Consider the following 26,136-nt stretch of genomic DNA (forward strand, 5'->3'; position numbering starts at 1 on the left):
AATCATCCCACCTTTCTTTGGCTTGTTTGCTCTGCCAGCTGGATCAGCTGGATCGCTTTCTGGTATTCGTCCTGGTATGTAAAGGTGATCTCCAATTCCTTTTTTCCAATCACCTTGATACTCTGTATCATGTGAACCACAGCTTTGCGGTCCAGGGTCTCCATCGTAGAAAACTGTGTGAAGTGGGAAATCCAGCGGTTCCGTTCACTCCGGTTCTCCAGAACATCAGCCAGCTTTTCCTTTAAGACCCGAATACTCTCTTTCGCGTTTTCCGCAATCCTCGTGTATCTGGCCTTATAGTCGGTATATTCCTCTTTGCTGATGGTGCCGGTAATCAGGCTTTCATACAGTCGGGCCTTAAATTCAAGCGCCTGTTCCACCTGCTGCTCATTGGCGGCGATGTGGGAGGCGTATTCATTGGCAAGTGCTTGGTTGATGCTGCTCTGGTCGATACCGTCCAGGATGGCTTGCAGGCAGCTCACATTGTCGATGTAGCCTTTCAGACTGTCCTTGACGCACTCGACAAGATCGCTTTCCTTGAGCATTACCGGGTTGGTGCAGCCATGCTTTTTCCCGGTGGGGCAATAATAATAGTGATATTCCTTGCCCTTGACCCGGTTCGTTTTCCGCGTCATGCGGCTCCCACAGCACCCGCAGATTAAGACACCGGAAAACAGATACACCGTATCCTGCTTGGGAGAAGTCCGGGTATCCAGTCTGCGGATACGCTGGACAAGTTCAAAATCCTGCTTGGCAATCAGCGGTTCATGGGCATCAGGGACGCGAATCCATTCAGAGGACGGCCGCTGCTCCATCTGCTTGATTTTGTAGTGCGGGGAGCCTTGCTTCCCCTGTACCAATGTGCCGATATAGGTTTCATCCTGCAAAATGCGGATGATCGTTGTAGCAGACCACTTGCAATCCTCTTTGTCGGCATAGCCGTGTTTGGCATAAGGAAAACCATTGTTTTTCTTATAAGCAAGGGGGGAGAGGATGCCCATTTCATTCAGCACGGTGGCGATTCGCAGGGCGCTCGTCCCATCCAGGCGCATACGGAAGATGTCCTGGACAACGCGGGAAGCATACGGGTCAGGTACAAGCAGGTTTTTGTTTTCCTCAGACTTCATATAGCCGTAAACGGGAAAGGCTCCAACAAAATCTCCGTTACGGCGCTTTATATCCAAAGAGGTACGGGTCTTGATGGAAATATCCCGGCAGTAGGCTTCGTTCATAATGTTTTTGACGGATACGGTCAGATCGTCACCGCTGCCTTCATGGGCGGTGTCGATGTTATCCGTGATGGCAATAAAGCGGACCCCATAAGTTGGGAATACCCGGCGCAGGTAGCGTCCGGTTTCAATGTACTCTCGTCCCAGGCGGGAGAGGTCCTTTACAATGACACAGTTGATCTTGCCATCGGTGATGTCCTGCATCATTTCCTTAAACGCCGGACGGTCAAAAATGATACCGCTGTAACCATCGTCGATTTTTTCGGATACGATTTGGATGTCCGGGTTTCGTTCAATGAAGTTCTCAATCAGCTTCCGCTGGTTGGTAACGCTGTCGCTCTCGCTGGAGCGATCATCTGTGTAAGACAGACGAATGTAAGCTGTTGCCTGATATTTTGGCATGAAAAAGCACTCCTTTCCTCCCGGAAGCTCCCGCAAGAAAAGAGTGGATTTCGAGGTTTTCAGTTTTCATCCTTTTCCATACACATCGTAGCACGCTTTTGGAAAAAGAGCGAGGATGTCGATTACCTTAAAATCCCTTGCAGGCATTCCTCCAATGTGACCCCGTTGCTGGAAAATGCAGCGTTTACCACAAAATCGCCGCAGCGAAAGCGATAGGGGTTTTTGATCTGGTGAAGAAAGGCCGCGATCCGTTCCTCTTTGGGGAGGTCTTTATCTACCGTGACTTCACGGATGTCAACCAATTCATCGGTTGATGTTTGTGTTAGCTGGCTCATAAGTGTTCTCCTTTCTTTGAAGTCGGTTTCAAAATCACATGAATGAGCTGGCAACCAGAGCTGCCAGCTCATGGTATCTGACTTTGAAAAGAAAGGACTGCACCCAAATGATGCCTTGTTGTTGCTAACAGCAAATGGACGCAGCCTTTCAGATAATATCCGTTACTTTCGTCACATTTGCCACGCGCCCCTGACGATAGGGACATTCCTGGTCTCCGCTGGCGCGGCTGTCATAACTCCGCAGCGTCGTTTTACTCGTGCGCCGCAGGGTTCCCCCCAAGTCTTTAGGAGGCCGTGAGGAAGTATCTTTAAGCCCCCATGCAGTCACCGCGACCCGAAGTGCCACCTCCGGGTTTCAGGCTTGCGTTGATCGCTCAGGACAGCCGGTTCATCACCTCTTTGGCTTGTCCTTCTTGGCGGCGCGCCTGATTCGCTCGTACATGGGCTATGTACCAGAAATGCCGTCTATTCGGTTGTCAAAGAACAGAGAAGAAAAAACTCCTTCTTGACAACCATGACAAAAATAGGTGATTTGTCCTGTCTGGTAATGCGATTTTTTTGAAAATATTTTTGGTCTTGCCGCCTTACAAGGAGTTTAGTGAAGAGCAAGTACCCAGCAAGCAAAATAAAATAGGTACTATCGTACTTAAAAATACCTTTTATAAGGTTCTTCCGACAGAAAAATGGGCACGATAAAATATTATTAAGGAGACGATAGTACTTATGGAACTGTTAAAAGAATTGGGACGAAGGATACAAAAAGCGCGTAAGGAAAAAGGACTGACGCAACAGGAACTCGCAGATCAGAGCCATTTTTCGCTGAAGCACGTTCAAAGCTGTGAAAGAGGGGTAAAGAACCCTTCCTTTGAGGTTCTGCGTGCTTTTTGCAAAGTCTTGAATTTGTCCTTGGATTCCCTGATGAATCTCGATTTGCCAGAAGATGAGCAAGCCGCCAACGATATGCGGCAGCTTTACCTTTCGTGCCCTCCGGCTGCCAGAAAAGTGCTGTTAAACTCGACCCGCGCGTTGGCTGATGAGCTGAAAGAGATGGTAAAGACAGCTGGGGTTGATCCAGATGAACATTTAGAGGATAAGTAAGCTGGTGGAGGAATAACAATCCTCCACCAGCTATTTTTTTGCCACTATGCGGCGGTCATATTATCGGGCCGTTCCCAGCAGACGCGCCAGTTTCTTCAGTCCGCGCCGGATGCTATCCCACACGCGGCGGCGGTCCGCGCCCTCGATCCGGGCAATCTCGGCCACGGTCATGCCCAGGTAGAACCTGGCGTAGATACGTCGGGCCTGGATGGCAGGCAGCTGCATCAGCGCGGCGTACACTTCCTCCCGTAGCTGCTTCTGCTCCAAGATTTCCTCCGGAATGAGCGGCCGGTTGAGGGCATCGTTTTCAATGCCATCCTCCCGGTTCAGAGAGTAATGGGCCTTGTACCGGAACTTCCGGCGCTCGTAGGCAGCATCGTCCTTCTCCTGGCCCCGGATTGCCGCCAGCACTTCCTCGGCCACGTCCACAAAGACATCGGTTTTATACACATCGGGATACAGTTCCCGAAGATTGATCTTCTGCATTATGTACCTCCATTTCGATTCACAGGTTGATGAGTGAACCGAAATGAAGGCGGTGAGCGGCACCTTTCGGGGAAATTCCCGAAAAAACGACAAGCAAAAGCGCCAGCATCCGAAGAACGGCGGCTGGCGCTGCTAAAATAGGATTTATGACACTTATAGACCAGCCACGATAGTGCCTGTTTATAAGCAGATGGAGGTTGATTGACGGTCAGGCTTTTTTTGACAGGTAAATCCCTGCCGAATCATGTCGAAACAGTCTTTGTTTCACGGCGGCTCCCTCCTAAAGCCGCCGTGTCAGCGTATAGGCGTCACTCCTTTGTTGAGGGCATAAGGAACGGCGGCCTTGATGTACTCAAAACCGCCGCAGTCTTTGAAAATCCATTATGAGCGCACAAAGCTACCTGCCCTGCAACGGTTTTTTTCTTTCCCCGTCTGGCGGGGCAGGATAGCTTGGCATATTTAGTTTAGTCTTGCCCCTGTGCAGCTGCCTCCTTCAGCCGCGAAAAGCTCTCGTCGCTGATGATGTGTTCAATCCGGCAGGCGTCGGCCTCCGCAGTCTTGGGGTCAACGCCTGCGGCGATAAGCTGCTCAGTAAAGAAGCAGTGACGCTTATAGATTTTTTCAGCCATCTCGCGGCCCACATCGGTCAGATGGAGAAAGTGATCTTCGTCCATCGTAAGAAAGCCGCCGTCTTTCAAAGTGTTTACTGCCACACATACGCTTGGCTTTGACACTCCCATGTGCCGGGCCACATCTACGGAGCGCACCATACCCGTTTTCTTATGGAGAACAAGGATGGTTTCCAGATAGTCCTCCCCGGACGCATGAAGTTTCATGGAACATCTCCCTTCTAAAACAATTTACACAGCCCAACCAAGACTCTCCTGTTGGATATGGAACAGTTTATGGTACAATCCGTTCTTTTTCATCAATTCATCATGGGTACCGTGTTCCACCAGTCTACCGTTATCAAGAACGAGAATTTGGTCGGCATCCACAACGGTACGAAGCCGGTGAGCAATCATAATGACCGTCTTACCCTCCACCAGCTTTGCAATGGCCCGCTGGATTAAAACCTCGTTCTCCGGGTCAAGAGATGCTGTTGCTTCATCAAGAAGAATAATCGGGGCATCTTTCAGCAGAGCGCGGGCAATGGAGATTCGCTGACGTTCTCCGCCAGAAAGAGTGCTGCCGTTCTCCCCCAAGATAGTCTGATAACCATCCGGCAATCGCTGGATAAATTCGTTACAGTACGCTGCCTTTGCCGCTGCCATGACCTGCTCTTCGGTAGCGTTCATGTTGCCTACGCGGATGTTATTAAAAACAGTGTCGTTGAACAAGGTCACATCCTGAAATACAAAGGACATACAGCGCATCAGGTGTTCCGGTTCAATGGTGCGAACATCCATACCACCAATGGAAATCTGACCTTTTCTTACATCCCAAAAGCGGGCAATGAGTTTGGAAATTGTGCTTTTGCCGCTACCGGAAGGCCCTACCAGGGCTGTTACGCTGCCAGTTGGAATAGAAAAAGATACATCCTTGATAACATCGTCCTGATTGTATCCGAAAGTGACGCTTTTCAGTTCAATGTCATACTTGGATACATCCTTATCCTCGCCCTCCATAGCGGGCGTGGTTAGCAGGGTACGCATACGGTTGGTAACAGTCCCCAAATGAAACAGAGAGGTTAACTGCGAAAGGATGGCAAGGATTGGGCCGTAAATCTGCGTGGAGAACATGAACAGCACCAGCAAAGGGAGCAGTTCAATTTGACCGCCAGTTATCAGTACCGTCCCGATAAAAATGGTGATACCAAGACCTGCTTGCAGAACCAGGCTGGCTCCCTGAACCAGAATACCAGAGGCCAGTTCCACCCTGATGGCGATTTTTCTCATGGCTTGGAGTGCTTTATCCAGCGTAGAGAAACGGGAACCACCAAGACCACAGGCTTTGATAATCTTTATACCTTCCAAGTATTCCTGAATCTGGCTGGACGCCTCCAATTTCACATCCACCTGTTTGTCAAACAGACGGAGTTGCAGTTTGCGTCCGCACCAGATGATAAGAAATGTGATCGGCATCGTGCAGAAAATCGCAAGGGCCATTCTCCAGTCAAAAAATGCCAGACAAATACAGATCAGGGTGACAGAGATAATATTTGCGATCAGCGGCGGAATGGTACTGCTGAGCATGGATTCCATGCTGCTGCAATCCGCCATCATGTTTGTGGTAATATCAGATAAATCTTTTGTGTTAAAGAAGCTCATGGGGAGCTTGCGAAGATGTTCTGCGATCCGAAGTCTGGTCGTGCTGGCCTCTTTATAAGAAGCAATGTAGGTTTTTCTATAATCATTTTTTGCAGCCAGGAATACCAGAATAGCCGCAACCACTCCCAGTCCCAGCAGCTTCCACAGTGCGTCCCATGAAATTGCCTCTCCGGTGAACGGTTTCAGCAGTTCCCAAAAGAGTAGGCAGGCCACCATTGAAGGAAGCAGCAGCACAATATTGGTTATTGTGCAGGCTGTAATTGCTTTTTTTAGGTCGGAGTAGCCTTTCTCCGACAGCATTAACTTTTCTTTCAGCTTACTCATAGATCACACCGCCTTTCCCGTACTGATTTTCCAGTTGATCGACTCCGTATAGCTGCTCCACATCTGCGCGTATTTTCCACCCTTCTTCAGCAACTCGTCATGGGTGCCAGATTCAATCAGGTGTCCTTTTTCCATGACAAGGATCTGGCCAGCGTTGCGAATCGTAGACAGACGATGGGCAATCATTACAACCGTTTTATTCTGGATTAGCTTTTCAAAGGCTTTTTGAATCAGGTACTCATTTTCCGGGTCGCTGAATGCGGTTGCTTCGTCCAGTACGATGATAGGGGCATCCTTTACGATAGCCCTTGCAATGGCAATCCGTTGGCGTTCACCACCTGAGAGATGAACGCCGGTGCTTCCAATCACAGTCTGATAACCGTTTGGAAGTTGCTCGATAAATTCGTGGCATCTTGCCGCCTTTGCCGCCGCAATCACCTGTTCCTCCGTAGCATCTGAATTTCCCATGCGGATGTTATCCAGGATGCTCTGTTTGAACAGGAACGTATCCTGAAATACGAAGCTGACCTTATCCATCAGCGCATCCAGAGGAATATCCCGAATGTCAACGCCGCCGATCTGAATACTTCCGTCCGTCACATCATAAAACCGGGAGATTAGGCTGGCGATGGTACTTTTACCGCCACCGGAGGGGCCGACAATGGCTGTCACCTTGCCCTGATCCGCAAAGAAAGAAACATGAGACAGGGCCTTGACCTGGGAATCGGCTTCGTAGGAAAAGCTGACATCCCGGAAAGCAATCCCATAGTTTTCGATTGCTTGCGCCGTACTCTTTTCGGGCAGGGCCGGGATACACAGGATTTCATCCATACGCTCCACGCTGCCGTCAATCTGCGTAAAGGACTCAGAGATATACATGATTTTATTCAGGACACCGGAAATCGCATGGACAATAATCAGGTAGAAAATAAATGTCAGCGAATACTCCCTGAAATCCGTAGTGTGCATCCCGATCAGAATGCCCACCGGAATCAAAAGCAGATAAATATTGTTGATGATCGTTGTAAAAGCAGGCATACAGTTCTGCCAGCCCAATGCGTACTCCAACACAAAAGAGGTATAGTCTGTAATGGATTTGCCCAACCGCTTAAAGGAATCGGCGGTCTGATTAAATGCTTTGATCTCCGACATACCACGTACATATTCCACAGAGGCGCTGTTCATGTTCTCCTGGGCGGTCTGAAAACGGTGCATTTTTTCCTTTGCTTCTCCGTTGAAGCCCGCAAACTGCACGATAAAGGCCAGAACAATACCGACCAGACAAACCACGCCATACCGCCAGTCAATTCCAAGAAGAATGATAACCAGAACAAGCGGCGCGACCAAAGAGGCCACAAAGTCCGGGAGCTGGTGAGCGATGAATTTCTCAACACTTTCAATGTTTTCGTCCATGATTTTTCTCAGTTTGCCGCTGCCCAAGGTCAGATGATACCCAAGCGGAATGTGCATAATGTGGTCGGCAAAGGCCACCTTCAATTCATAAAGCGTTCCAAACGCTGCAATGTGGGAACACAGTAAGGCAAAAAAGTAAAATACGATGTTCCCCAAAATACCAGCCAGGGCAAGCCAGCCCCAGGTTGAGATTGCAGAAACATTCAAGAGCGACATATCCGGGTAAACAAACAGGATTTCCCGAACGATGTAATAAATTGATAAATAAGGTGCAAAAGAACAAATTGCTGCCAGTGCAGCCAGAAACCCTGATAGAAACAAAAGCCATTTATGACCCGAAGCTAATTCCAGGCAACGCGCCAGTCCAGTCTTCGCCTTCGGCTGTTTCTCATTTTGCCGTGTCATTCCTAACCCTCCTTTTGGTCATACCCAATTTTTTCTAAAAGAAGCTCTGCTCCTCTGATTTGAAAATCATCAGTAATATATCCGTTTTCAAGGCGCATTGCCCGCTCGCAACAGGCAAGCGCACACTCTGCGTCATGGGTAATGACGATAATGGTGCGCCCCATTTTCGCCAGTTTGCGGATCATCCGGCTGACATTCCGCATATTCGTGCCATCCAGCCCACTTGTAGGTTCGTCAAGTATGATAATAGGTGCTTCGTGTATCAGAGCTACGCCAAGAGCCAGCCTCTGCTTTTGCCCTCCTGACAGCGTAGAGGGATGCTGTTTGATGAACGGCGTCAGTTCCAGGGCTTCCAGAATTTCTTCTGCCGCTTGCTTCCGCTCCAGGCTGGCCTCTGAGCCAGTAGTCAGTTCGTCCAGCAAATCCTCACCGAATAGCTGACTGTCTAAATCCTGGGGAATGTACCAGACCTTTCCCAAGCGGTCTTTGGGTCTGCAATGCTTTCCGAATAAAACGACTTCGCCGGATTTCTCTTTCAAAAGCCCTGCCAAGATTCGCCCTATGGTGCTTTTGCCCGTTCCGTTGGGGCCGATCAGGGCAATCACTTCTCCCTTACGGCATTGAAAGTCAATATCCTTAGCTACAATTGTTTCACCAAAAGAGTGGTTCAGTTTTTTCACTTCCAGAACAACCTCGCTGGTTGCCGCAGACGGGATTTCCGTCTGCTCAATCTGATGCAGGTCAGGAGTGCGAAGTCCCAATGCCTGGATTTCCTTATTAGTCAGAGCTTTCATTTGTTGTGCGGTAAATTCCCGCACAATTTTTCCTTTCTGCACACACAAGAAGCGGTCTGCCAGATCTATCAGATAATAAAGCCGATGTTCTGCTATGATAATGGTTTTTCCCTGCTGTTTCAAATCGCGGATAATGTCCGCAAAGCGATAAGTAGATGCAATATCCAGATTGGCGGATGGTTCATCCATGACATAGATTTCCGGGTCAATCGCCTCTGCCGATGCAATCGCAACCTTCTGGCGCATTCCATAGGACAAGCTGTGCAGGCTATGATCCAGAATGTCCTGAATCTTAATGTCCGCCGCCGCCCGGTGAACATGGTTCCGAATTTCCTCATGGGAATAACCGTAGTTCTCACAGCCAAAAGCAATCTCGCCTGCGACCTCATTGGCAAAAAACTGGCTCCTCGGGTCTTGAAATACATTTCCTGCGATTTTGCCGCGCTCCCAGGACGGAATTTCTTTCAGCGGTTTCCCGTCCACAAAAACCTCGCCGCTTAAGTCCCCCTCGTAAAAGTAGGGGATCAGTCCGTTAATTACTCTTGTTAAAGAGCTTTTTCCACTTCCTGATGGGCCGGTCATAACAATGACTTCTCCGGCAGCAATGTCTAACGATATATGTTCCAGTTGATTTCCGTTCCCGCCATAGGAAAAGGTCAGGTCACGGATCATTATTTCTTTTCCCATTCCATTCCTCCTATAAAAGACAGCAGCACACAGTAGCTCCCACGCTGACAACAATCAAAAAGCAATCCAGCGCAGCAATCCGGCTGACATAGTAACTTTCTTTCTTGTAGGGGCTTTCAATTCCCCTGACTATGGAAGAAGCGGCTAACTCGTCCGCGATCTTTAAGGAGCGAAATACCATCGGGACAATGGCATATTCCAATGTGTCCATTGGGTGTTTCAAAACATTGCCAACCGATTTTAAGAAACCACGAATTTTCATGGCCTCCCTGACTTCTCCAAATTCATGTAGCACAGTCGGAGCAAAGCGGAGCATGACAATCAATACAAGCATGATACGGGTAGGAATCGGCATTTTTCGCAGGCAGGCTGTCAGTTTCCCGGACGGGATTTTAGCCAGAAGATAAGCTGGCATAGCGGGAAGCAACAGCTTGTAAATCATGCTGAGTAGTAGCGGAGAGGGGATGCTGATCTGATATTTTGTCTCGATCATCAGCCATACAATCGCCACTAAATAGACCGCAAAGCATCCCAGAGCCTGTTTATATAAGCCGAACCAGCAGAGGATTAAAAAGATCAAAAAGCTAAAACAACCATGCCCTAAAAAACTTGTTGTAAGAAAGGTCACGATGCAGGCGCACAGCGTAAGGAAAAGAACTGTGCGCCCATCGATCTGGTCAATGCGTTTTTGCTTTTTTTCTCCGGCCATCATCCTACAATACCTGCTTTTTGGAAATGCTTTCTAAGCAACCGCTGGCCGAACAATGTACCAAGAATTGCAAGAACCGCAGTAATGACAACACCCAGAAGCATCAGCTCCGGAGAAGTCACCATAGAGAGCTGCATATTCAAGGTATTTGCATCAAAACCGCTGCTTGCTGCCATTTCCTGATAGCTGTCCCAAGACCACCACAGCGGTACGGCACAGCCTACAAAATTTCCGATTGAGTTGACCATCCAGCCAATTCGGTTGCGAACTGCACTTCGGTATGTATTCTTGCCAACCATGCATAACTCGGCAATGAGGGCTACAATCAAGAAATAGGGAACCAAGAACATATAACCCATAACACCTTGGATTAGTCCATAAACCGTAGCCCAAGCAAACAACAATCCGTGTTTGTTAATGCGATTTGCCGCAACCAAATAAAATGTTGCTCCAATAAAGGCATCAATACCAGCAGAGCCGTATAAATATACTGCTGGGAAAGGCAATGTAACCGTACCAATCACCATTGCAATTGCGAAATTGATGACCATCATTGCGGCAATCGTCATAATATCGCGAACGCCAAGTTTTTTCTTTAACGTTTGTTCCATTCCAGAACCCTCCTTAAATATAATAGCGTTGTGGTTAGCCAAAACTAACCACAACGCTATTATACAGTAGTTCGCATCCGCTAACTACTCCAAATGAAAAGACAGTCGGCCCAAACAGCCCAAAAGTTAATTTGATTTTTTTACTTTACGATAATCCTTTGGAAGCATTCCAAACACTTCTTGAAAAGCCCTCGCAAACTTACTAATATTTGAATAACCAAGTTCACCAGCTATTTGAGTGATTGATTGATCTGTTTCCTGCAAATAAACAGCCGCAAGATTCATTTTATATTTTTTGATATGAGCATAGGGCGTATCACCATAAATCTGCTTGAAAATAGCTTGAAATGTGACCTTGCTCATTGGTTCTTTTCGCAGGAGTTCTTCTATGGATATTTTTTTGTCGAGGTTTTCTATAAGCTCTTGACGGATGCGTTTGATGATTTCAATTTGCTCTTTAGCATAATATGTTGCCTCATATTGATCTTCTATCCGCAGTTGTTTGATATGATAAAAGAGTTCCAATAATTTGATGCGGAAGTAATCTTGCCCTTCAACACCTTTTGCAGCGTACAATTCATCGAAGATATGTAACAACCGCTGTGGTGTCCGACATAAAAACCACTTTTTTTCTAATTCCAATTCTCGTCCGAGATTTAGAACATCAATGTTGTAGTACGAAAAAATCTGTTGTGTTTCCACATCGACAGAATCCTTATCAATCACACAGCTTAGTCCTACACTATATCCAAAGGGAAAGGAATAGGCCGCAGGAATATTAGCAAGGGCATTGATGCAAAATTCTCCCTCTTTCATGTGGAAAACTTTATTATTTCTTAGCTCAAACTCAACGCGTCCTTTTTGGTAATGACGTATTTCGATGATATTCTTATTAGGAATAGGCTCATGGAATGTATCTGAGCAGTTAAAATCCATAAAAATTAAGTCAATACCAGGGAAAAGAGTGTAGTCATAGAGACGACCTGTTCCATTACATTTATATTCGATTTGAACATAATCATTATGTTCATCAGTTAGCGTAGCATATTCACCGTACCATTCTGTTCCATGTGACTCTTTCACTCATATCTTCCTCCTTTTTGGTTAGCGGTAACTAATTATATGTTAAATTGTTTTTTTGCTCTCGTCAACCTCTGACGACATATTCTTTATATTTCATTTAGGATAAAAGTTCAAGGAAAAGATATGGCGGAATTGCAAAACAAACAGAGGCCGCAAGTAGCAGCCTCCGCTTGCAAAATTATTGATAAATCAGCTCTGTCAGCACAATTTCCTCCGCCTACGCTTTCAGCGTGTTCATCAGGCCCACCCAGCGCATGGGGTCACGGGCTTTCAGTTCCTCAATGACGCCCGCCGCCTCCATCATGCGGAATAGTGAGAACGGTGGTTGTTCCAAAATTATTCCGATTCAGGGATAATACCGGCAAGCAATGCCGGTGTTAATACACTCGGCCCGCAGAGGGAAAAATCCTGCCGTGATTTTCCCCTCCGCTTTGCTTGCCCGGGGCAGCGCCCCCAAGCCCCCTTGAACACAGAATTTCATTCTGTGGCTGCGCGTTCTGCGAACGCTTTGGACCATGACCGGCTCACCGCTGGCCGTGGCCTTTTTCCTGTTCTTTTTTCTGTTCCTCGTCCATTTTCAGCAGCCGATCCACATTGGCCTTTGCCGTTAAAAGCTCCCGCATTTCCTCACGGGAACGCCGGTACTCGGCGTAGGTTTTCTTCTTTTCCTCCAGCAGCTTTGCGTACTCGGCTTGCAGGTCTTTGACCTTGGGCAGCTTCTTCACGCCCATCTCGTCAAAGGCATTTTTTGCCGCCTGATGGAGCAGGATTTCTTCCTCATGTTCCTCCCGAAATTTTCGAGAATAACCCGCCTTGCGGTATGCCACATAGACCTCACGGGTCTTGGCATAATTTACGATGTGAGTACGCAGAACAGCAATCTCTGCCATGCGCTTTTCAGCCGCTTTGATCTGCGCCGAAAGATCATTGTGATGTGCCGTGGTAGCCGCAGCCTTTTCTTCCAAAACCACATACTCCAGCAGATTGTTCTCTGACAGGTAATTCATGGTCTGCGCCATTTGTTTCAGATTAAAAACTTTAGCCCATCGAGCATAGCCTGCACCTTTTCCAGCCTGCAATTTTGCCTGAATGTCCACCAGCAGATTGACCTTGGGCGGCTCCGGCTGCACGATGGATTTTTTACGGGGCGTATGCTGTTTTTCACCGGCCAGCACCGCACGGATTTCTGCTTCACTGTACCCGGCCCCCAGCTTGTCATCCATGCGGGCTACATTCTTCCAGCCGGGTGCTTTGAGCCGGATTGCTTTCCCGCGCCGGGATACTTCACAGCCCATTTCGGAAAGCAGCTTCAGCAGCGCATCAAAGTCCGCCGGTTTCTGCTCCAGCACACGGTCAATCATCACCCGCAGCTGCTCCCGATGGGAGGGCTTGGCCTGATCACCCAGCCATTTGTTGTAGCTTTTTCCGTGGGGCTTGGGATTCTCCACAATAGACAATCCGTTCTCGATACAGATGGTATCGCTCAAGCGTCGGACGGCTCTGGTGCTGCCCCAAAAGTTGCGGAATTTTCGGTCACAATCTGCATTGACCGCCGACCAGATGATGTGATTATGAACGTGCGATTTGTCTATGTGAGTGCAGACCACAAAGGCGTGATTGCCCTTGGTGAACCGCTTGGCAAATTCTATGCCCAGGCGGTTGGCTTCCTCCGGCGTGATTTCACCGGGTTTGAATGACTGGCGCACATGGTAAGCGATCACATCGTCCGCCCCGCGCACCCGCCCGGTGGCGGCGATATACTGCCGCTTCGCCAGCAGAAACTCCGCATCGGCGGTCCGGCTGTCACAGCCATAGCCGGTAATCAGTTTTCCGTTGTCGGTCTTTTGCGGATTTGCCACATAATCAATGATGTCGCTGATTGCCTGACTTTCGGTGCGGCCCTTGCCGATATGCAGGGGCATGATGCGTGTGGTTGCCATAGATGGAGCCTCCTTTCCAAAAAAGAAAAGGACAGCTGTGTGAGCTGTCCTTTGGTTAATCTAAATTTTCAACAGGCTGCTGTGCTTTTAAGACTGCAATCCGTTTGGTATCCACAAAATGAGTTGCATACCATTTCTCAATTTCCAGATTTCCGCTTTTGCTGAACCGCAGCGGAATCACCGGCTTGTGTCCCTGCCCATTTTTCTTTTTTACACCCCATTTCTTGTAGTAACAGAAGGAGGGTTTTAAGCCAGTTTTTTGTGCGTACACCCGCATCTGGTGCATGATGAATGAGAGTTTGCGCAGATTGACAGTACATACCCGTTCCAGATAATCAACCCGCCCAAACCGCCAGTCCTCATATTTCTGTTTTGGCAGGACACCGATCTCCATCAGTACATCTACCGGAGTCGCATAACCACGGCACTGGCATTGATGATAGACCGCTGAATGTACTTTTCCAATCAGTTCTTTTTCAGTCATGGCAGTTATCTTTCTTATCGTGCCAGTTTTTCAAGACAGCCTCTACCTGAGCAATCAGCTGTTCCTTGTCCGGCATATAGAGAACATACCGGGATGCGAAGATATTGTTGGACAGACCGCCCAAGGCATATTCCGCCGCGATGCTGTCTTTTTCCGTACAGAGGATAATACCGATAGGCGGGTTATCGTCAGGGTCGTTGACTTCTGCCGCATAGTAGTTTAAGTACATATTGAGCTGACCGGCAGCCTCTGGTGTCAGTTTTTTCGTTTTCAGTTCAATCAGTACATAAGCACGGAGGATTTTATTGTAAAATACCATGTCCACATAGTAGTGGGTGTTGTTCAGGGTCACGCGCTGCTGGGTTCCGACAAACATGAAGCCCCGTCCAAGTTCCAAAAGAAACTTTTCGATCTGTACGACAAGAGCTTTTTCCAAATCGCTTTCCAATATGGGCTTGTTCTCCGGCACACCCAAAAACTCGAACACATAGGGATCACGGATGATGTCAGCTGGCTGATTGATTTTAATCCCTTTCTGCGCCAGAGAGAGGACCTTTTCTTTATTCGCATCTCCGCTGGAAAGTAGCAGCCGTTCATACAGCGAGCTGTCAATCTGCCGTTTCAGCTCCCGAACTGACCAGCCCGAATTGATAGATTCTTTCTCGTAAAAGCTGCGTTTGTTCTCATCCGTAATACTCAAAAGTTCACAGTAATGAGACCAGGACAATTTGCCAGACACTGTCTGGCATTTTTCATAAGCAAGATAAAATGCCCGCATATTTTGCAAATTAGAACGAGAAAAACCTTTTCCAAATTCCCGTGTCAGCTCTTTGGAAAGTTCCCTTAAGGTTTGTTTTCCATAATCCGCGCGAATCTGATTTTGCTGTTCATACTCCACGATAATCCGGCCAATGTTCCAGTAGGTTGTCAAAAGCTGCGTATTAACCTGCTGTGTAACATTTTTTCTGGCGTTTTCCAGCAGCTCTCGGATTTCCAAAATCATGGAGTTGTTTGGCGTTAATTGATTTTCCATACACGCCCTCCTTTATCTAAAACTATCCGCACTCGGCGGCAGAATATATTCTTATATAGTATATCCTATTTTCAATGGAAAGTAAAATAACATCAGTGGCATATTTTATCCATAAACCAAATCCTGAATGGCAAACTTCAAGTCCTGCACCTTGCCCAGCAGCCAGATGGCAGCCATCGGCAGACCATAGGGACTAATAAGGAATGCCATCACGAGCAGGATAATGCCGTTTTGCAGGGAACAGGTCAGCAGAACCGCCACACCCAGCAGGGCGATTACCATGCTGATAAGCCCCAGCACCAGACCGGAAACATAGACGATCCCCACACAAATCCAAACGAACAGGGTCAGTGTCAGAATTACCGGAGCTACCAAAATCTTCAACAACAGTTTTAACAAAAACACCAATGCCCTCATTGTTATGCCTCCTCCCAAAATCACAGTTCCTGTTCCTGATTCCATTATCCCTGTCTCACAGCCAAAAGGCAAGGATATGGGCAAAAAGAAAAAGCGGAGGAAGGCGCGGCGAAAAGAACGCCGTTCCTCCCTCCGCAGATGGGGTATTTGTCCTGATTATGAAAGTTTAGCGAGCCGGGTCAGTATCTCCTTAACGCCGTCCCATAACTGTTCCTGCCGTTGGGATATATCCTCCAAATCGGCATCATAAATCCGCCCGGTCTCATGCACCTTGCGGGTCAGCTGGTTTAAGTTGTTGCTGCTCCGGCGCAGCAGGGATACCAGTTCTTTCAGTTCCGGCAAGTCCAGCTGCACCACATAGCCGTCCACAGCCATTTTCCGCAGATAGGCGCTCAGGTTTTTTGTCCCAAACTGTGCCATTTTCTGCTGGATCACATCCATCTCCGCAGGGGAAACCCAAAACAGGACCGGCACATCTCGCTTGCGCTTTGCCATGGTTATCGCTCCGGCTCCTGTTTCTTCGGGGCGGCAGGCTTATGGGCAGGCGGTTCCTGTTTGAGCTTTTGCAGGACAGAGCTTTTCTGCGGTTCCTGCATGGTTTTTCTGGCCTGCCTGGTAAACAGGTCGGTCAGACCGGGGTTGACCCCATCCACAACCAGATAGGCACAGTGGCGGGAAGCATCGCTGTCCTCCGGCATGGGAATGGTTTTTGCCCAGGCTTTATTGTCCTGAGAGATACGCCCGTCATGGTTCTTGTGCTGGATGGTGTTGGCAAGAATGAACTGTACCCGTTCCGCCCCGAACTTTTCCAGCACATCTTTGACCGCCGCCTCCGTATCCAGCCGGTTCTCTGCATAGTGGGCGCTGATAGCCTGTTCAATGGCTTCTTTGCAGGCGCTGTTTGCCTGATATGAACGGTTATATTGTGCCATTTCCCCATGCTGGGACGCATAGGCGGCAGAATGGGGATAGAGAGGGGCAGTTCGTAATTCTTCCTGCTCCCTGCACACATCATCGGCACGGTTTTCAATGCTGTCCCGGATCACATCCATGTAGCCGGTCTCCAGCTTTTCAAAATGGCGGTACACATCCGCCAACGGCGAAGAAGATTCCAAAAGTGCCTGGGCCTGGGCGTCGGTCAGCTCCAGCTGCTCCATCGCCATCACGATGTCCTCCCGGACCGTGTACTCATAGGTGTGGTGCAGAATTTCCTCCGGGGGCTGGCTTTTCAGCCAGTCCCGGAATTTATCCTGTTCATCAGACATTTTCTCAAAAAGAGCTGTATTCCAATCCGTTGCATTCATAATCATCGTACCTCCTCGTGTTGTTTTGGTTTCTTTTCAAGGCTGCGTGGTGGCACAGGGCGTTTCAGGCTGTCCAGCACCGAGGGCCGCGCACTCTTGGCAACCACGGTTTCCGGCTGGGTGTGGCCTTTGCCGTCAATGTTCAGCAAGGTGTCCAGTTCCACCAGACGGGCGGACTTGACCCGCAGATCGTCCTCAAAGGGGAACGGCTTGCCAACTTCCTCTTTGGCAGCGGCCTGCTGCTGGTAAAGGTTCTCCAGCTGGTTTTTGACCGCCTCCAGACGCTGGGGCATCTGCGCCAGTGCGTTGTCGATACGGGTAAGATTTCCGCGCGGGTCTGTACCAAGAGTTGCCCTGTGGGTCATCTGTCCTTTCAGCAGGAGCGTATATTCCTGTTTCCAAGCGGAAAATTCCACGGACATGGCATAGCCCCGGTAACTGCCAATCTGCACCGGATCGGAGGTTTTGACCTCCTTGCAGGCATCCAGCAGGGCTGCACCGGCATTTTCTTTGTCGGTCAGCACATCGCCCCGGATCTCCATACCGGCAAAGCCATCTGCCGGGTGTGGGTGGGCAGCCAGTGTTTCTAAATCGGCTTCAAAGCCCTGGATATACCCCTTGTTGGTTTCGATTTCCTGGGGGAAGTATTTGAGCAGCTGGTCCTCCAGACGGTATTGCTTGCTCTGGTGGTCGGCTTTCATCAGCTTCAGCTTGGCAACCTCCACATCCAAATCCATACGCTCCTTGATACGGGGGTCTCCGGCACACAGGGCCTTGATCTCGGCAAAGGAAAGCGCCGTTTCATCCACATCGTCGCAGCTTCTCACAGGCGATTTCGAAGTCATGATCTGGCTGATGAATTTCTGTTTGTTTTCCACCGTCTGCCAGAGGTAGGCATCAAAAGTTCCCTCGGTCACATAGCGGTAGACATGGACCAGGGGGTTCTGGTTGCCCTGGCGCTCGATACGGCCCTTGCGCTGGGCAAGGTCTCCCGGACGCCACGGGCAGTCCAAATCATGCAGCGCCACAAGGCGATCCTGCACATTGGTGCCTGCGCCCATCTTGGCGGTGCTGCCTAATAGTACACGCACCTGACCGGTACGGACTTTAGAGAACAGCTCCTTTTTCCGTACTTCGGTGTTGGCTTCATGGATAAAAGCAATCTGGTCGGCAGGCATCCCCTGAGCAATGAGTTTCTGGCGGATGTCCTCATAGATGGTAAAGGCAGGCTCCGGTTCATCCAGTGGGATTGCTTCTTCCAACCCGTGAAGCAGCGGATTGTCCAGCTGTTTGGCTGCCTTTTTGGAGGGAGCTGCCTGGGGCGTGGAAATGTCGCAGAACACCAACTGGGTCAGCTTGTCTGCATCCCCGTCCCGCCAGATCTGCATGATGTTGTCCACGCACTGATTGATCTTTGTGCCAGGTTCATCCGGCAGCATCTGGTTGACGATCCTCTGGTCCAGTCCCAGCTTGCGGCCATCCGAGGTGATTTTGAGCATATTATCCACCGACGGGTCCACACTGCCTCTGTGTACTTCGGAAGCGCGCTCAGAGAGTGCCTTCACCATTTCCTGCTGATGTTCGGTGGGCTGTGCCACGATGTTGTGGTATTCCACTTCCGGGGTAGGCAGATTCAGTTGGTCGGCAGTCTTAATGTCGGCCACCTCTTTGAACAGGTTCATCAGCTCCGGCAGGTTAAAAAACTTGGAGAATCGAGTGCGCGCCCGATAGCCGGTTCCCTCCGGGGCCAGTTCCAGCGCCGTGACGGTTTCTCCGAAACGGCTGGCCCAGCAGTCGAAATGGGTCATGCTCAGTTCTTGCAGGCGGTCATACTGGAGATACCGCTGCATGGTGTAAAGCTCGGTCATGGAGTTGCTGACCGGGGTTCCGGTTGCAAAGATAACGCCACGGTTTCCGGTAATCTCGTCCATATAGCGGCACTTGGCGAACATATCGCTGGACTTTTGGGCATCGCTGGTGGAGAGACCTGCCACATTCCGCATTTTGGTGTATAAAAACAGGTTTTTGTAGTTGTGTGCCTCGTCCACGAACAGCCGATCCACGCCCAGCTGCTCGAATGTCACCACATCGTCCTTGCGGCTCTCGGCCTGCAATTTTTCCAGCCTGGCTTCCAGCGATTTGCGGGTGCGTTCCAGCTGCTTGACTGTAAAACGCTCGCCGCCGCTGGCCTGTACCTCGGCAATCCCTTCCGTGATCTCGTCGATCTGCTCATAGAGGAGCCGTTCCTGACGCTCTCGGCTGATGGGGATTTTCTCAAACTGGCTGTGTCCCATGATGATGGCATCATAGTCGCCGGTGGCGATCCGGGCGCAGAACTTCTTACGGTTGTGGGTCTCAAAGTCCTTTTTCGTGGTGACAAGGATGTTGGCGGAAGGATAGAGCCGCAGAAACTCCGAAGCCCACTGCTCGGTCAGGTGGTTCGGCACAACAAAGAGGGATTTCTGGCACAGCCCCAGACGCTTACTCTCCATGGCGGCAGCCACCATTTCAAAGGTTTTGCCCGCGCCTACTTCGTGCGCCAGCAGCGTATTGCCGCCGTACATCACATGGGCAATGGCGTTCAGCTGATGCTCCCGCAGGGTAATGGACGGGTTCATGCCGCCAAAAACAATATGGCTGCCGTCATACTCGCGGGGGCGGGTGGAGTTCATTTCCTCGTTGTACTGGCGCACCAGAGTTCGACGGCGCTCCGGGTCTTTCCAAATCCAGTCCTTAAACGCATCCCGGATAGCCTGCTGCTTTTGGGCTGCCAGCGTGGTTTCTTTGGCGTTCAGCACCCGGCGCTCTTTGCCGTCTGCGTCCTCCACCGTGTCATAGATACGGACATCCCGCAGGTTTAAGGAATCCTCCAAAAGCTTGTAGGCGTTGGCACGGCTGGTTCCGTAGGTGGTATAGGCTGCCACATTGTTCTGGCTTACAGAGCTTTTGCCGGTGATCTGCCACTCGGCGGTGAAAGAAGAATAGTTGACCTCGATATTGCGCTGGAGATAAAACGGCGTATCGAAGGTCTCATACATAAACTGCTGGATGTACTCTTTGTCGATCCAGGTAGCGCCCAGGCGCACCTCAATCTCCGAAGCGTCCAGGTCTTTGGGCTGGGCTGCGGTAAGAGCCTCCACATTGACTGCAAAGGAAGGGTCCTGCTGTGCTGCCCGCTGTGCCTGACGCAGCTTGCGCCGCACATTGCCGGACAGGTATTCGTCGGCTGTTACATAATGGGGAGTGCCGTCTTTCTCCACCTGTCCCGGTACACGGAAGATCACGCCTTGCAGCTCGGCGGCCAGTTCGTCGCTGGTCTTGCCAGTCAGCTCCGACATATACGCCATATCCACACAGGCTTTCTCCGCGATAGAGACGGCAAGGGCTTCACTGGCGGTATCCACGGTGTCCACTGCCTTGTGTGGCTTGATGGTGCGCTTGGTGAACATATCCGCCTTGCGTTCCAGCTTGCCGTCCTCGTCAATGACTTCCAGCGCGCAGAGCAGATAGTAGCTGGAATCATCGGCAAAGGCCAGTCGGTTCGCCCGGTCATTGATAAGACCATATTTTGCGGAAAAGCTGTCATAGAGCCGGTTCAGTTCAGCCTGTTTATCCTGGATGGCGCTGTCCGGTGTGGCGGCGTCCATTTGCAGATCAATGAGCTGCTGGACACATTCCCGCAGCCCCACCAGCCCTTTTACACGAGCTTCGGCGGTGGCATTCAAGTCAGGCCGCACCATACGGCTATTTTCACGGTAGTACACATCACCGTCCACAACGGTGTAGGAGTAATTTTTCACATTGGGGTCGGCGGGAATGGAGGTGTCGATGGCTTCGCCCTCACCCAGCTCCGGCAGCTCGGCTTCCTGGTAGGTGCCGCGAATGTACTTCACGGCATCATGCAGCTGATCGGCAAGCTCCAGCCCCTCAATGGGATTCACGGTGTAGTCCATGCCATGGGCGGTGCTTTCCGGTTCCTGTCGGCCCAGCACCATTTCCGGGTGGTCCAGGAAATAGCGGTTGATGGCAAATCCGTCCTCCGTCTGTCCGGTCTGGGTCCACTCTGGTGCAATGTCCAGCGGACGGTCACGCTTTTGCAGGAAAATGATGTCCGAAACGACCTCTGCACCAGCGTTTTTCTTGAAAGCGTCATTGGGCAGACGGATGGCTCCCAGCAGCTCGGCACGTTGAGCAAGATACCGGCGCACGGTGGAATCCTTGGCGTCCATCGTATAGCGGCTGGTGACAAAGGCCACCACGCCGCCGGGACGCACCTGGTCGAGTGCTTTGGCAAAAAAGTAGTTGTGGATGCTGAAATTCAGCTTGTCATAGGCTTTATCTCGAACCTGATACTGGCCGAAAGGCACATTACCAATGGCAAGGTCATAGAAATCTCGCCTGTCGGTGGTCTCAAACCCGGCCACGGTGATGTCGGCCTTGGGGTAGAGCTGCTTTGCAATCCGTCCACTGATGGAATCCAGCTCAACGCCATACAGACGGCTGTTTCGCATTTCTTCCGGCAGCATACCGAAGAAATTGCCCACACCGCAGGACGGCTCCAGGATGTTGCCGGTCTCAAAACCCATGCGGCCCACGGCCTCATAGATGGCCCGGATTACCGTGGGACTGGTGTAGTGCGCGTTGAGGGTGGAACCTCTGGCGGCAGTATATTCTTCCGGGGTCAGCAGCTCTTTCAACTGGGTATATTCCGCAGCCCATGCGGGCTTCTCCGGGTCAAAGGCGTCGGCCAGACCGCCCCAGCCCACATACCGGGAAAGAATTTTCTGCTGCTCCGGCGTTGCCTGTTCAGTGGTTTCCTCCAGATATTTCAGCAGCTTGATTGCCGCGATATTGGCCTGAAACTTGGCTTTCGGACCGCCTTCGCCCAGGTGGTCGTCGGTGATACGGAAATTCTCAGCGGTGCGGCGCAGGTTGTCCTTGTATTCCCCGTAAGCGGCTTCCTCGGCGGCTCTGGCATTGGGGAAGGTCTGCCACTCGCCGTTTACCTGAATGGAAACGGGGTGTTCGTCCAGCACTTCATCCAGAGTTTTTTCCGGCTCAGCGGCAGATGCAGGCGGCTCTGGCTCATTGGTTCGCAGGGTCTGAACAACCACATCATAGGGCAGATGGTTCTTGTCACCGGGATAAACTGTCACCGGCTCAGTGGTAAAACCGGGCTGTGCAGGTTCCGGCTTCTGCTCCAAATGCTGACGAATGACTGAAATCGGCTCCACCCGGAAGATGGGGAATCCCACCGCATTTGCAAAGGTCACATCTTGAAGTTCCACCCGGCCAATATCCGGCTCCAGCTTGCTGACCCGGAAAGTGCGCCCATCCAATGCAAAGGTGGTCTCGCCGGGAATTAGGTTGTGACGGGCATACTCGGCATCGGAAAGCGATTGGTTCGACTGCTCCTGTTCTTCAGCGGCAATCTGCTCCACATCCGCCATCACGCGCTGAATGAATGCGTCATTGCCCAGCTTTTCTTCGTCCACCAGCTCGCCATTCACAATACCGCGCTCGGCCAGCGCCTCCCGGATGGCGATGGGGTCGATGTTGTCGAACCGGTCCTGTTCTGCTTCGGTGTAGAACCGGTCCTCCTTGATAAGCTGAGCGATCCGGCGCTGTACCTTGGGCCAGGGCAGCTCAATTCCCTCCGGACTTCCGGCGCGGATCACAAACAGGCTCTTGCTGTCACTGCCGCTGTATTCCTGAGCCAGCCATGCAGCGGTATCTTTTTCCCGCCCATGCTGTTCCATGTAGCGGACAACGGCGTGTTTGCTCTGAATATCTCCGTTCCATGCGCGGATGGCATCGTCAATGTCATCCTGCGAGAGAGGACGCAGCATTTCATGGAGCCGTGGGTAGGTTTCGTCAATTACTTCCCGGTGCAGCCGTTGGCGGAACTCCGGCACATCGGAATAGAGCCGAATCAGCTCCAAATCACCGGAGCCGAGAACGGCACGGCGGATGGCGGCATTGCCCTCAATGACAGCATTTTCATGGTCGCTGTGACCGCAGGCGTTGCGGTATGGCACATCCTCCATCACAGCGGCAAGCACAGTGGGTTTGTACTGCTCATGCAGTTCCCGAATCGTGGGAGCTGGCTGTTCCGGCACATCCTCCTGCAAATCGTCAAGGTTTGTATCCGGCTGCTGGGACTGGACTTCATCTTCCTCCGCCAGCGCCTTTTCCGCCTGGATTTTGTCGTACTCTGCCTGTTCCTGTTTGGTGAGATAGCGTCCCTTTTGAATCAGATCAGTAATCCGTTTGGCAGCTTTCTCCCATGTGAAATGCACATCCGGGCAGCCATCCTTTTTGTAACGCAGACCTTTTCCATCGTGATCTTCCCAGCTGCCCCCAGCGCCGGACAGGGCGTGAGAGTGTCCGCCAGTGCCGTACTCATTTTTGAGAAAATCCACCTTTTCTTTATCCGTATGGGGCTTCTGGAAAAAGGTAAAAATCCGGCCTTTACCACTTTCAAATCCGCTGCCTCTGGTCATGGCGGCGTCGATCTCATCCTCGGTAATGAAGTGCTGGACGGTTGGCACTTGGGAAAGGGCCGAAGAAAAAGTCCTGCGGGACAGGGACAGGTCTTTCAGGTTTTCCCAAATCTCTCTCGGTTTGTGGTAGTGGAAGCGCAGCAACTCCCGGTCCTGCTGGTAGGCCGTCCAGAAGGCAGCGTATTCTTCCGCAAGGGTCTGACGGAACTCCGGGCGGTTCAGCTGCTCGGCAAGCCATGCGGTTTCTTCCGGGAACCCGTTTCTCTGAATACCGGACAGACAGGACAGATACCCGGAATCTCTGGCTTTATCGCTGAAATCGTGGTACAGATGCCAAAGTTTTTCCGCAAGGAGGGAGCGTTCATAGCCCGCCGCCTCAGCCAGCTCCACATTGGCGGCAAACTGGCCCTCCTGCAAAAGCTGGCCGATACGCTCGGCGGCGCTCTCCCAGGAAATGACCTGGGCGGACTTGTCGTAACGGGCTGTTTTGCCGTGGGAAAGATGGATGCCGTCCTCGGCATACCATGCGGTGACGCTGCCGATCCCGTTGCCGCCGTGATACAGATTTTTCAGAGTGTCTGCGATTTCGGCGGTGGATTTCTGCTTCTCAAAGGCCGCCACAATGCGCTCCCTTTGGCGATCCGTGTTGCCGCCCAGCCGCAGCACATGGTCAATATCCGCCTGGGCAAAAGAAAAAGCAGAGGATGTTTTCACATTCTCTGCTTCATCTATGATTCGGATTTGTTCGTTTTCGGAGAGGAAGAAACTCAGCTGTGAATAAGCTCCGCCATCAGAATCTCCTCGGCCTGCGCCTTGCAGGTGTTCATCAGGCCCACCCAGCGCATCGGATCGCTGGCTTTCAGCTGCTCCGTCGCGCCCGCGTCTTTCGCCAGCTGGGGCATCAGCTGCTCCAGACGGCTCTGTGCGGTCTCGTCGATTTCCAGCAGGTGTGGGTACAGCTTCTCGCTCATCAGCAGCTGGTTGTATAGGATGGGACGGTGTTCCTTGAGGTATGCTTTCCGCATCCTGCCGTACTTGCCCAGGGGCTTCTCCGGCTGTTCGCTCAGCTTCAGGTCGGGAATCAGATAATCTCCGTTCTGGATGTAGTTCATGGGATTCTTCATGTTGGGGTCTCCTTTCTTTGATGGCCTCACGCTCGGCATTTCGGATGGTAACGCCGATCTGCCGCAGCACCTGTTGATTGATCTGGCTGACCGCCGTTCCCAACGCCCCGATGGTAGACGGGGTGTTGAAATCAAAGATCGCCATGAAATCTTCGTGGTCGAAGTAGCGTTCCGGCTCCAGTCCACAGCGGGACATCAATGCGTAAGTGATGCTGACGGTGGCGGCTGCCTTAAACTGTACTTCGATGTTAAATTCATCATATTCCTCTAAAAAGGAATCGTCAACGATATAAAGAAAGTCCTGACGATGCTCGTTCCAGTATTCGCCCGCCAGTTTTCCGGCCACCGCCTCCAGCTGCTGGGCAAGGTCATCGCCGCCAACCTCGTAAGTGCGCTCCAGCATGGCCGACACAGAATCCCTGTGCTGTTCCTCCAGCTTCCACAGCCAGGGGGTGCGGGAATGTTCGCGGGTCCCGGTGTCCGTGATGTCGAACACATAGCGCAAACGGGGTTTATCACCGGAATCGTCCACCAGGGCGATACCCTTGGAGCCACGGCGCACATAGCGGCCCATTTTTTCATTCCATAAATCATACTCCGCACAGGCGGTAGCGTCGGGGCGCTGGGCATAGATCAGCAGCTGTTCATGGAATGGATACTTGTAAAGGCGGGCAGCAGTGTTCAGAAATCCCGCCCATTCCTGCCAGCTGCCAGTGAGCTGGGTCGCCACATGGTCGGCCATCTGCCGGTAAAATTCTGTTTTGGATGGCATGGTGTTTTGTCCTCCTTTCAGTTTTGGGTAAAAGAAAAGCAGGAAACCTTGAAAGATTTCCTGCTGCTTATACGTTTATTACCTATTTTTTTGCCAGAATACAGATATGATGTTTTTGGTTTTTGTGATCGATGGTGATTTCTGAAAATCCTGCTTCAGTTAGAAAAAATTCTAACTGCTCTACAGTATAAATTTTCATGTTGTCAATGATTTTCAACCACTTATCATCCGCTTTATTTGTACCATCGGATTCATTCACAATTAAAAACCTGCCACCTTTTTTGAGGATTTGGTACACCTGTTTAAAACTCTCAAGAGGTCCCGGCCAGAAATATACAGTTTCAAATGCTGTAGCCAAATCAAAAGTGTCTGCGTTAAAAGGAAGCTGCAAAACATTTGCATGAGTAACCTGCAATCTTCCGTTTTTAATCGCTTGCTGATTGAACTGTTTTGTTTTTTGGACAGAAATCTCAGAGTAATCTAAAGCATGCACCGTTGCAGCCGGAAATCGCTTTAATAATTCTGCTGCATTTCGCCCACCTCCACACCCCAGATCTATGATTTTAGATGGGTGCAATTTTGTAATATGCTCCATCCCCCAATCCGAAACAGCAGCGTGGCCTTTATTCATACTTTTCACCATAAGTTCGCCCAGCAAGCCTTCTGGTTTTCTTGTGCTATTAAATAATTTTTTTACAATTCCCATTTCCCAT

At 50.6% G+C, this 26,136-nt stretch carries 20 protein-coding genes and 2 pseudogenes; 2 read left to right on the forward strand and 20 right to left on the reverse strand.

The annotated features are described in order from the left end of the window. Positions 1-2: 2 nt before the first annotated feature. Together ACTQXY_RS08820 and ACTQXY_RS08825 are read right to left on the reverse strand one after the other, a co-directional pair. Positions 3-1,631 (reverse strand): recombinase family protein, encoded by a 1,629-nt coding sequence (locus ACTQXY_RS08820; protein ID WP_142411306.1) that lies wholly within the window; start codon positions 1,629-1,631, stop codon positions 3-5. 122 nt (positions 1,632-1,753) lie between these two features. Continuing rightward, entirely contained in the window at positions 1,754-1,966 is a 213-nt protein-coding gene (locus tag ACTQXY_RS08825; protein ID WP_057572774.1) for a DUF6870 family protein, read from the reverse strand. A gap of 723 nt (positions 1,967-2,689) precedes the next feature. On the opposite strand from ACTQXY_RS08825, the gene ACTQXY_RS08830 reads away from it, so the two are divergent. Continuing rightward, the gene (locus tag ACTQXY_RS08830) at positions 2,690-3,064 is read left to right on the forward strand and encodes a helix-turn-helix domain-containing protein (RefSeq protein ID WP_154466801.1); all 375 of its coding nucleotides are present in this window, start codon (positions 2,690-2,692) and stop codon (positions 3,062-3,064) included. 60 nt (positions 3,065-3,124) lie between these two features. Here the strand turns inward: ACTQXY_RS08830 and ACTQXY_RS08835 are convergent, their stop codons facing one another. The 17 genes and pseudogenes from ACTQXY_RS08835 to ACTQXY_RS08915 all read right to left on the reverse strand — a co-directional run bounded on the left by ACTQXY_RS08835 (position 3,125) and on the right by ACTQXY_RS08915 (position 24,639). Next, positions 3,125-3,550 (reverse strand): RNA polymerase sigma factor, encoded by a 426-nt coding sequence (locus ACTQXY_RS08835; protein ID WP_154466803.1) that lies wholly within the window; start codon positions 3,548-3,550, stop codon positions 3,125-3,127. A gap of 464 nt (positions 3,551-4,014) precedes the next feature. Beyond that, the gene (locus ACTQXY_RS08840) at positions 4,015-4,386 is read right to left on the reverse strand and encodes a metal-dependent transcriptional regulator (RefSeq protein ID WP_154466805.1); all 372 of its coding nucleotides are present in this window, start codon (positions 4,384-4,386) and stop codon (positions 4,015-4,017) included. Between the two features lie 24 nt (positions 4,387-4,410). After that, complete coding sequence (locus ACTQXY_RS08845) at positions 4,411-6,144, reverse strand: ABC transporter ATP-binding protein (RefSeq protein WP_154466807.1); 1,734 nt, start codon at positions 6,142-6,144, stop codon at positions 4,411-4,413. 3 nt (positions 6,145-6,147) lie between these two features. Beyond that, positions 6,148-7,962: an ATP-binding cassette domain-containing protein gene (locus ACTQXY_RS08850; RefSeq protein ID WP_441659169.1), complete on the reverse strand. Its 1,815-nt coding sequence runs from the start codon at positions 7,960-7,962 to the stop codon at positions 6,148-6,150. A 2-nt stretch (positions 7,963-7,964) separates the two neighbouring features. Next, the gene (locus ACTQXY_RS08855) at positions 7,965-9,443 is read right to left on the reverse strand and encodes an ATP-binding cassette domain-containing protein (protein ID WP_441659170.1); all 1,479 of its coding nucleotides are present in this window, start codon (positions 9,441-9,443) and stop codon (positions 7,965-7,967) included. Between the two features lie 10 nt (positions 9,444-9,453). After that, positions 9,454-10,155, reverse strand: a complete 702-nt coding sequence (locus ACTQXY_RS08860) for an energy-coupling factor transporter transmembrane component T family protein (RefSeq protein ID WP_226915964.1) — start codon at positions 10,153-10,155, stop codon at positions 9,454-9,456. Next, positions 10,152-10,763 (reverse strand): MptD family putative ECF transporter S component, encoded by a 612-nt coding sequence (locus ACTQXY_RS08865; protein ID WP_154466815.1) that lies wholly within the window; start codon positions 10,761-10,763, stop codon positions 10,152-10,154. The genes ACTQXY_RS08860 and ACTQXY_RS08865 overlap by 4 nt, the downstream gene beginning before the upstream one ends. Positions 10,764-10,889: 126 nt before the next feature. Beyond that, the gene (locus ACTQXY_RS08870) at positions 10,890-11,846 is read right to left on the reverse strand and encodes a helix-turn-helix domain-containing protein (protein ID WP_321170267.1); all 957 of its coding nucleotides are present in this window, start codon (positions 11,844-11,846) and stop codon (positions 10,890-10,892) included. A gap of 217 nt (positions 11,847-12,063) precedes the next feature. Continuing rightward, positions 12,064-12,150 (reverse strand): annotated as a pseudogene (locus tag ACTQXY_RS08875) (TnpV protein); the annotation flags it as partial. Between the two features lie 220 nt (positions 12,151-12,370). After that, the gene (locus ACTQXY_RS08880) at positions 12,371-13,786 is read right to left on the reverse strand and encodes a relaxase/mobilization nuclease domain-containing protein (protein WP_154466817.1); all 1,416 of its coding nucleotides are present in this window, start codon (positions 13,784-13,786) and stop codon (positions 12,371-12,373) included. Positions 13,787-13,841: 55 nt separating this feature from the next. Then, positions 13,842-14,270, reverse strand: a complete 429-nt coding sequence (locus ACTQXY_RS08885) for a hypothetical protein (protein ID WP_154466819.1) — start codon at positions 14,268-14,270, stop codon at positions 13,842-13,844. Continuing rightward, positions 14,263-15,303: a PDDEXK nuclease domain-containing protein gene (locus ACTQXY_RS08890; protein WP_154466821.1), complete on the reverse strand. Its 1,041-nt coding sequence runs from the start codon at positions 15,301-15,303 to the stop codon at positions 14,263-14,265. The genes ACTQXY_RS08885 and ACTQXY_RS08890 overlap by 8 nt, the downstream gene beginning before the upstream one ends. A gap of 105 nt (positions 15,304-15,408) precedes the next feature. Continuing rightward, positions 15,409-15,720 (reverse strand): CD1845 family protein, encoded by a 312-nt coding sequence (locus tag ACTQXY_RS08895; RefSeq protein ID WP_058722595.1) that lies wholly within the window; start codon positions 15,718-15,720, stop codon positions 15,409-15,411. Positions 15,721-15,876: 156 nt separating this feature from the next. Further along, positions 15,877-16,215 (reverse strand): plasmid mobilization protein, encoded by a 339-nt coding sequence (locus ACTQXY_RS08900; protein ID WP_154466823.1) that lies wholly within the window; start codon positions 16,213-16,215, stop codon positions 15,877-15,879. A 2-nt stretch (positions 16,216-16,217) separates the two neighbouring features. Further along, positions 16,218-17,024, reverse strand: a complete 807-nt coding sequence (locus ACTQXY_RS08905) for a DUF3848 domain-containing protein (RefSeq protein ID WP_154466825.1) — start codon at positions 17,022-17,024, stop codon at positions 16,218-16,220. Positions 17,025-17,026: 2 nt separating this feature from the next. Further along, positions 17,027-22,225: pseudogene (locus ACTQXY_RS08910) on the reverse strand (SNF2-related protein); the annotation flags it as partial. Positions 22,226-24,294: 2,069 nt separating this feature from the next. Then, positions 24,295-24,639: a TnpV protein gene (locus ACTQXY_RS08915; protein ID WP_330378457.1), complete on the reverse strand. Its 345-nt coding sequence runs from the start codon at positions 24,637-24,639 to the stop codon at positions 24,295-24,297. Between ACTQXY_RS08915 and ACTQXY_RS08920 the strand changes: the two genes are divergently transcribed. After that, a complete protein-coding gene (locus tag ACTQXY_RS08920; protein WP_226915952.1) occupies positions 24,638-24,922 on the forward strand; it encodes a hypothetical protein in 285 nt (94 codons plus the stop codon). The two genes, ACTQXY_RS08915 and ACTQXY_RS08920, sit on opposite strands and share 2 nt — an antisense overlap. Before the next feature lie 583 nt (positions 24,923-25,505). On the opposite strand, the gene ACTQXY_RS08925 is transcribed toward ACTQXY_RS08920, so the two are convergent. Next, on the reverse strand, positions 25,506-26,129 hold the full coding sequence (locus tag ACTQXY_RS08925) for a class I SAM-dependent methyltransferase (RefSeq protein WP_154466829.1): 624 nt from the start codon (positions 26,127-26,129) through the stop codon (positions 25,506-25,508). Between the last annotated feature and the right edge of the window lie 7 nt (positions 26,130-26,136).

The organism is Faecalimonas sp. LCP19S3_D12, assembly GCF_052121495.1.
Lineage (GTDB): Bacteria > Bacillota > Clostridia > Lachnospirales > Lachnospiraceae > Faecalimonas.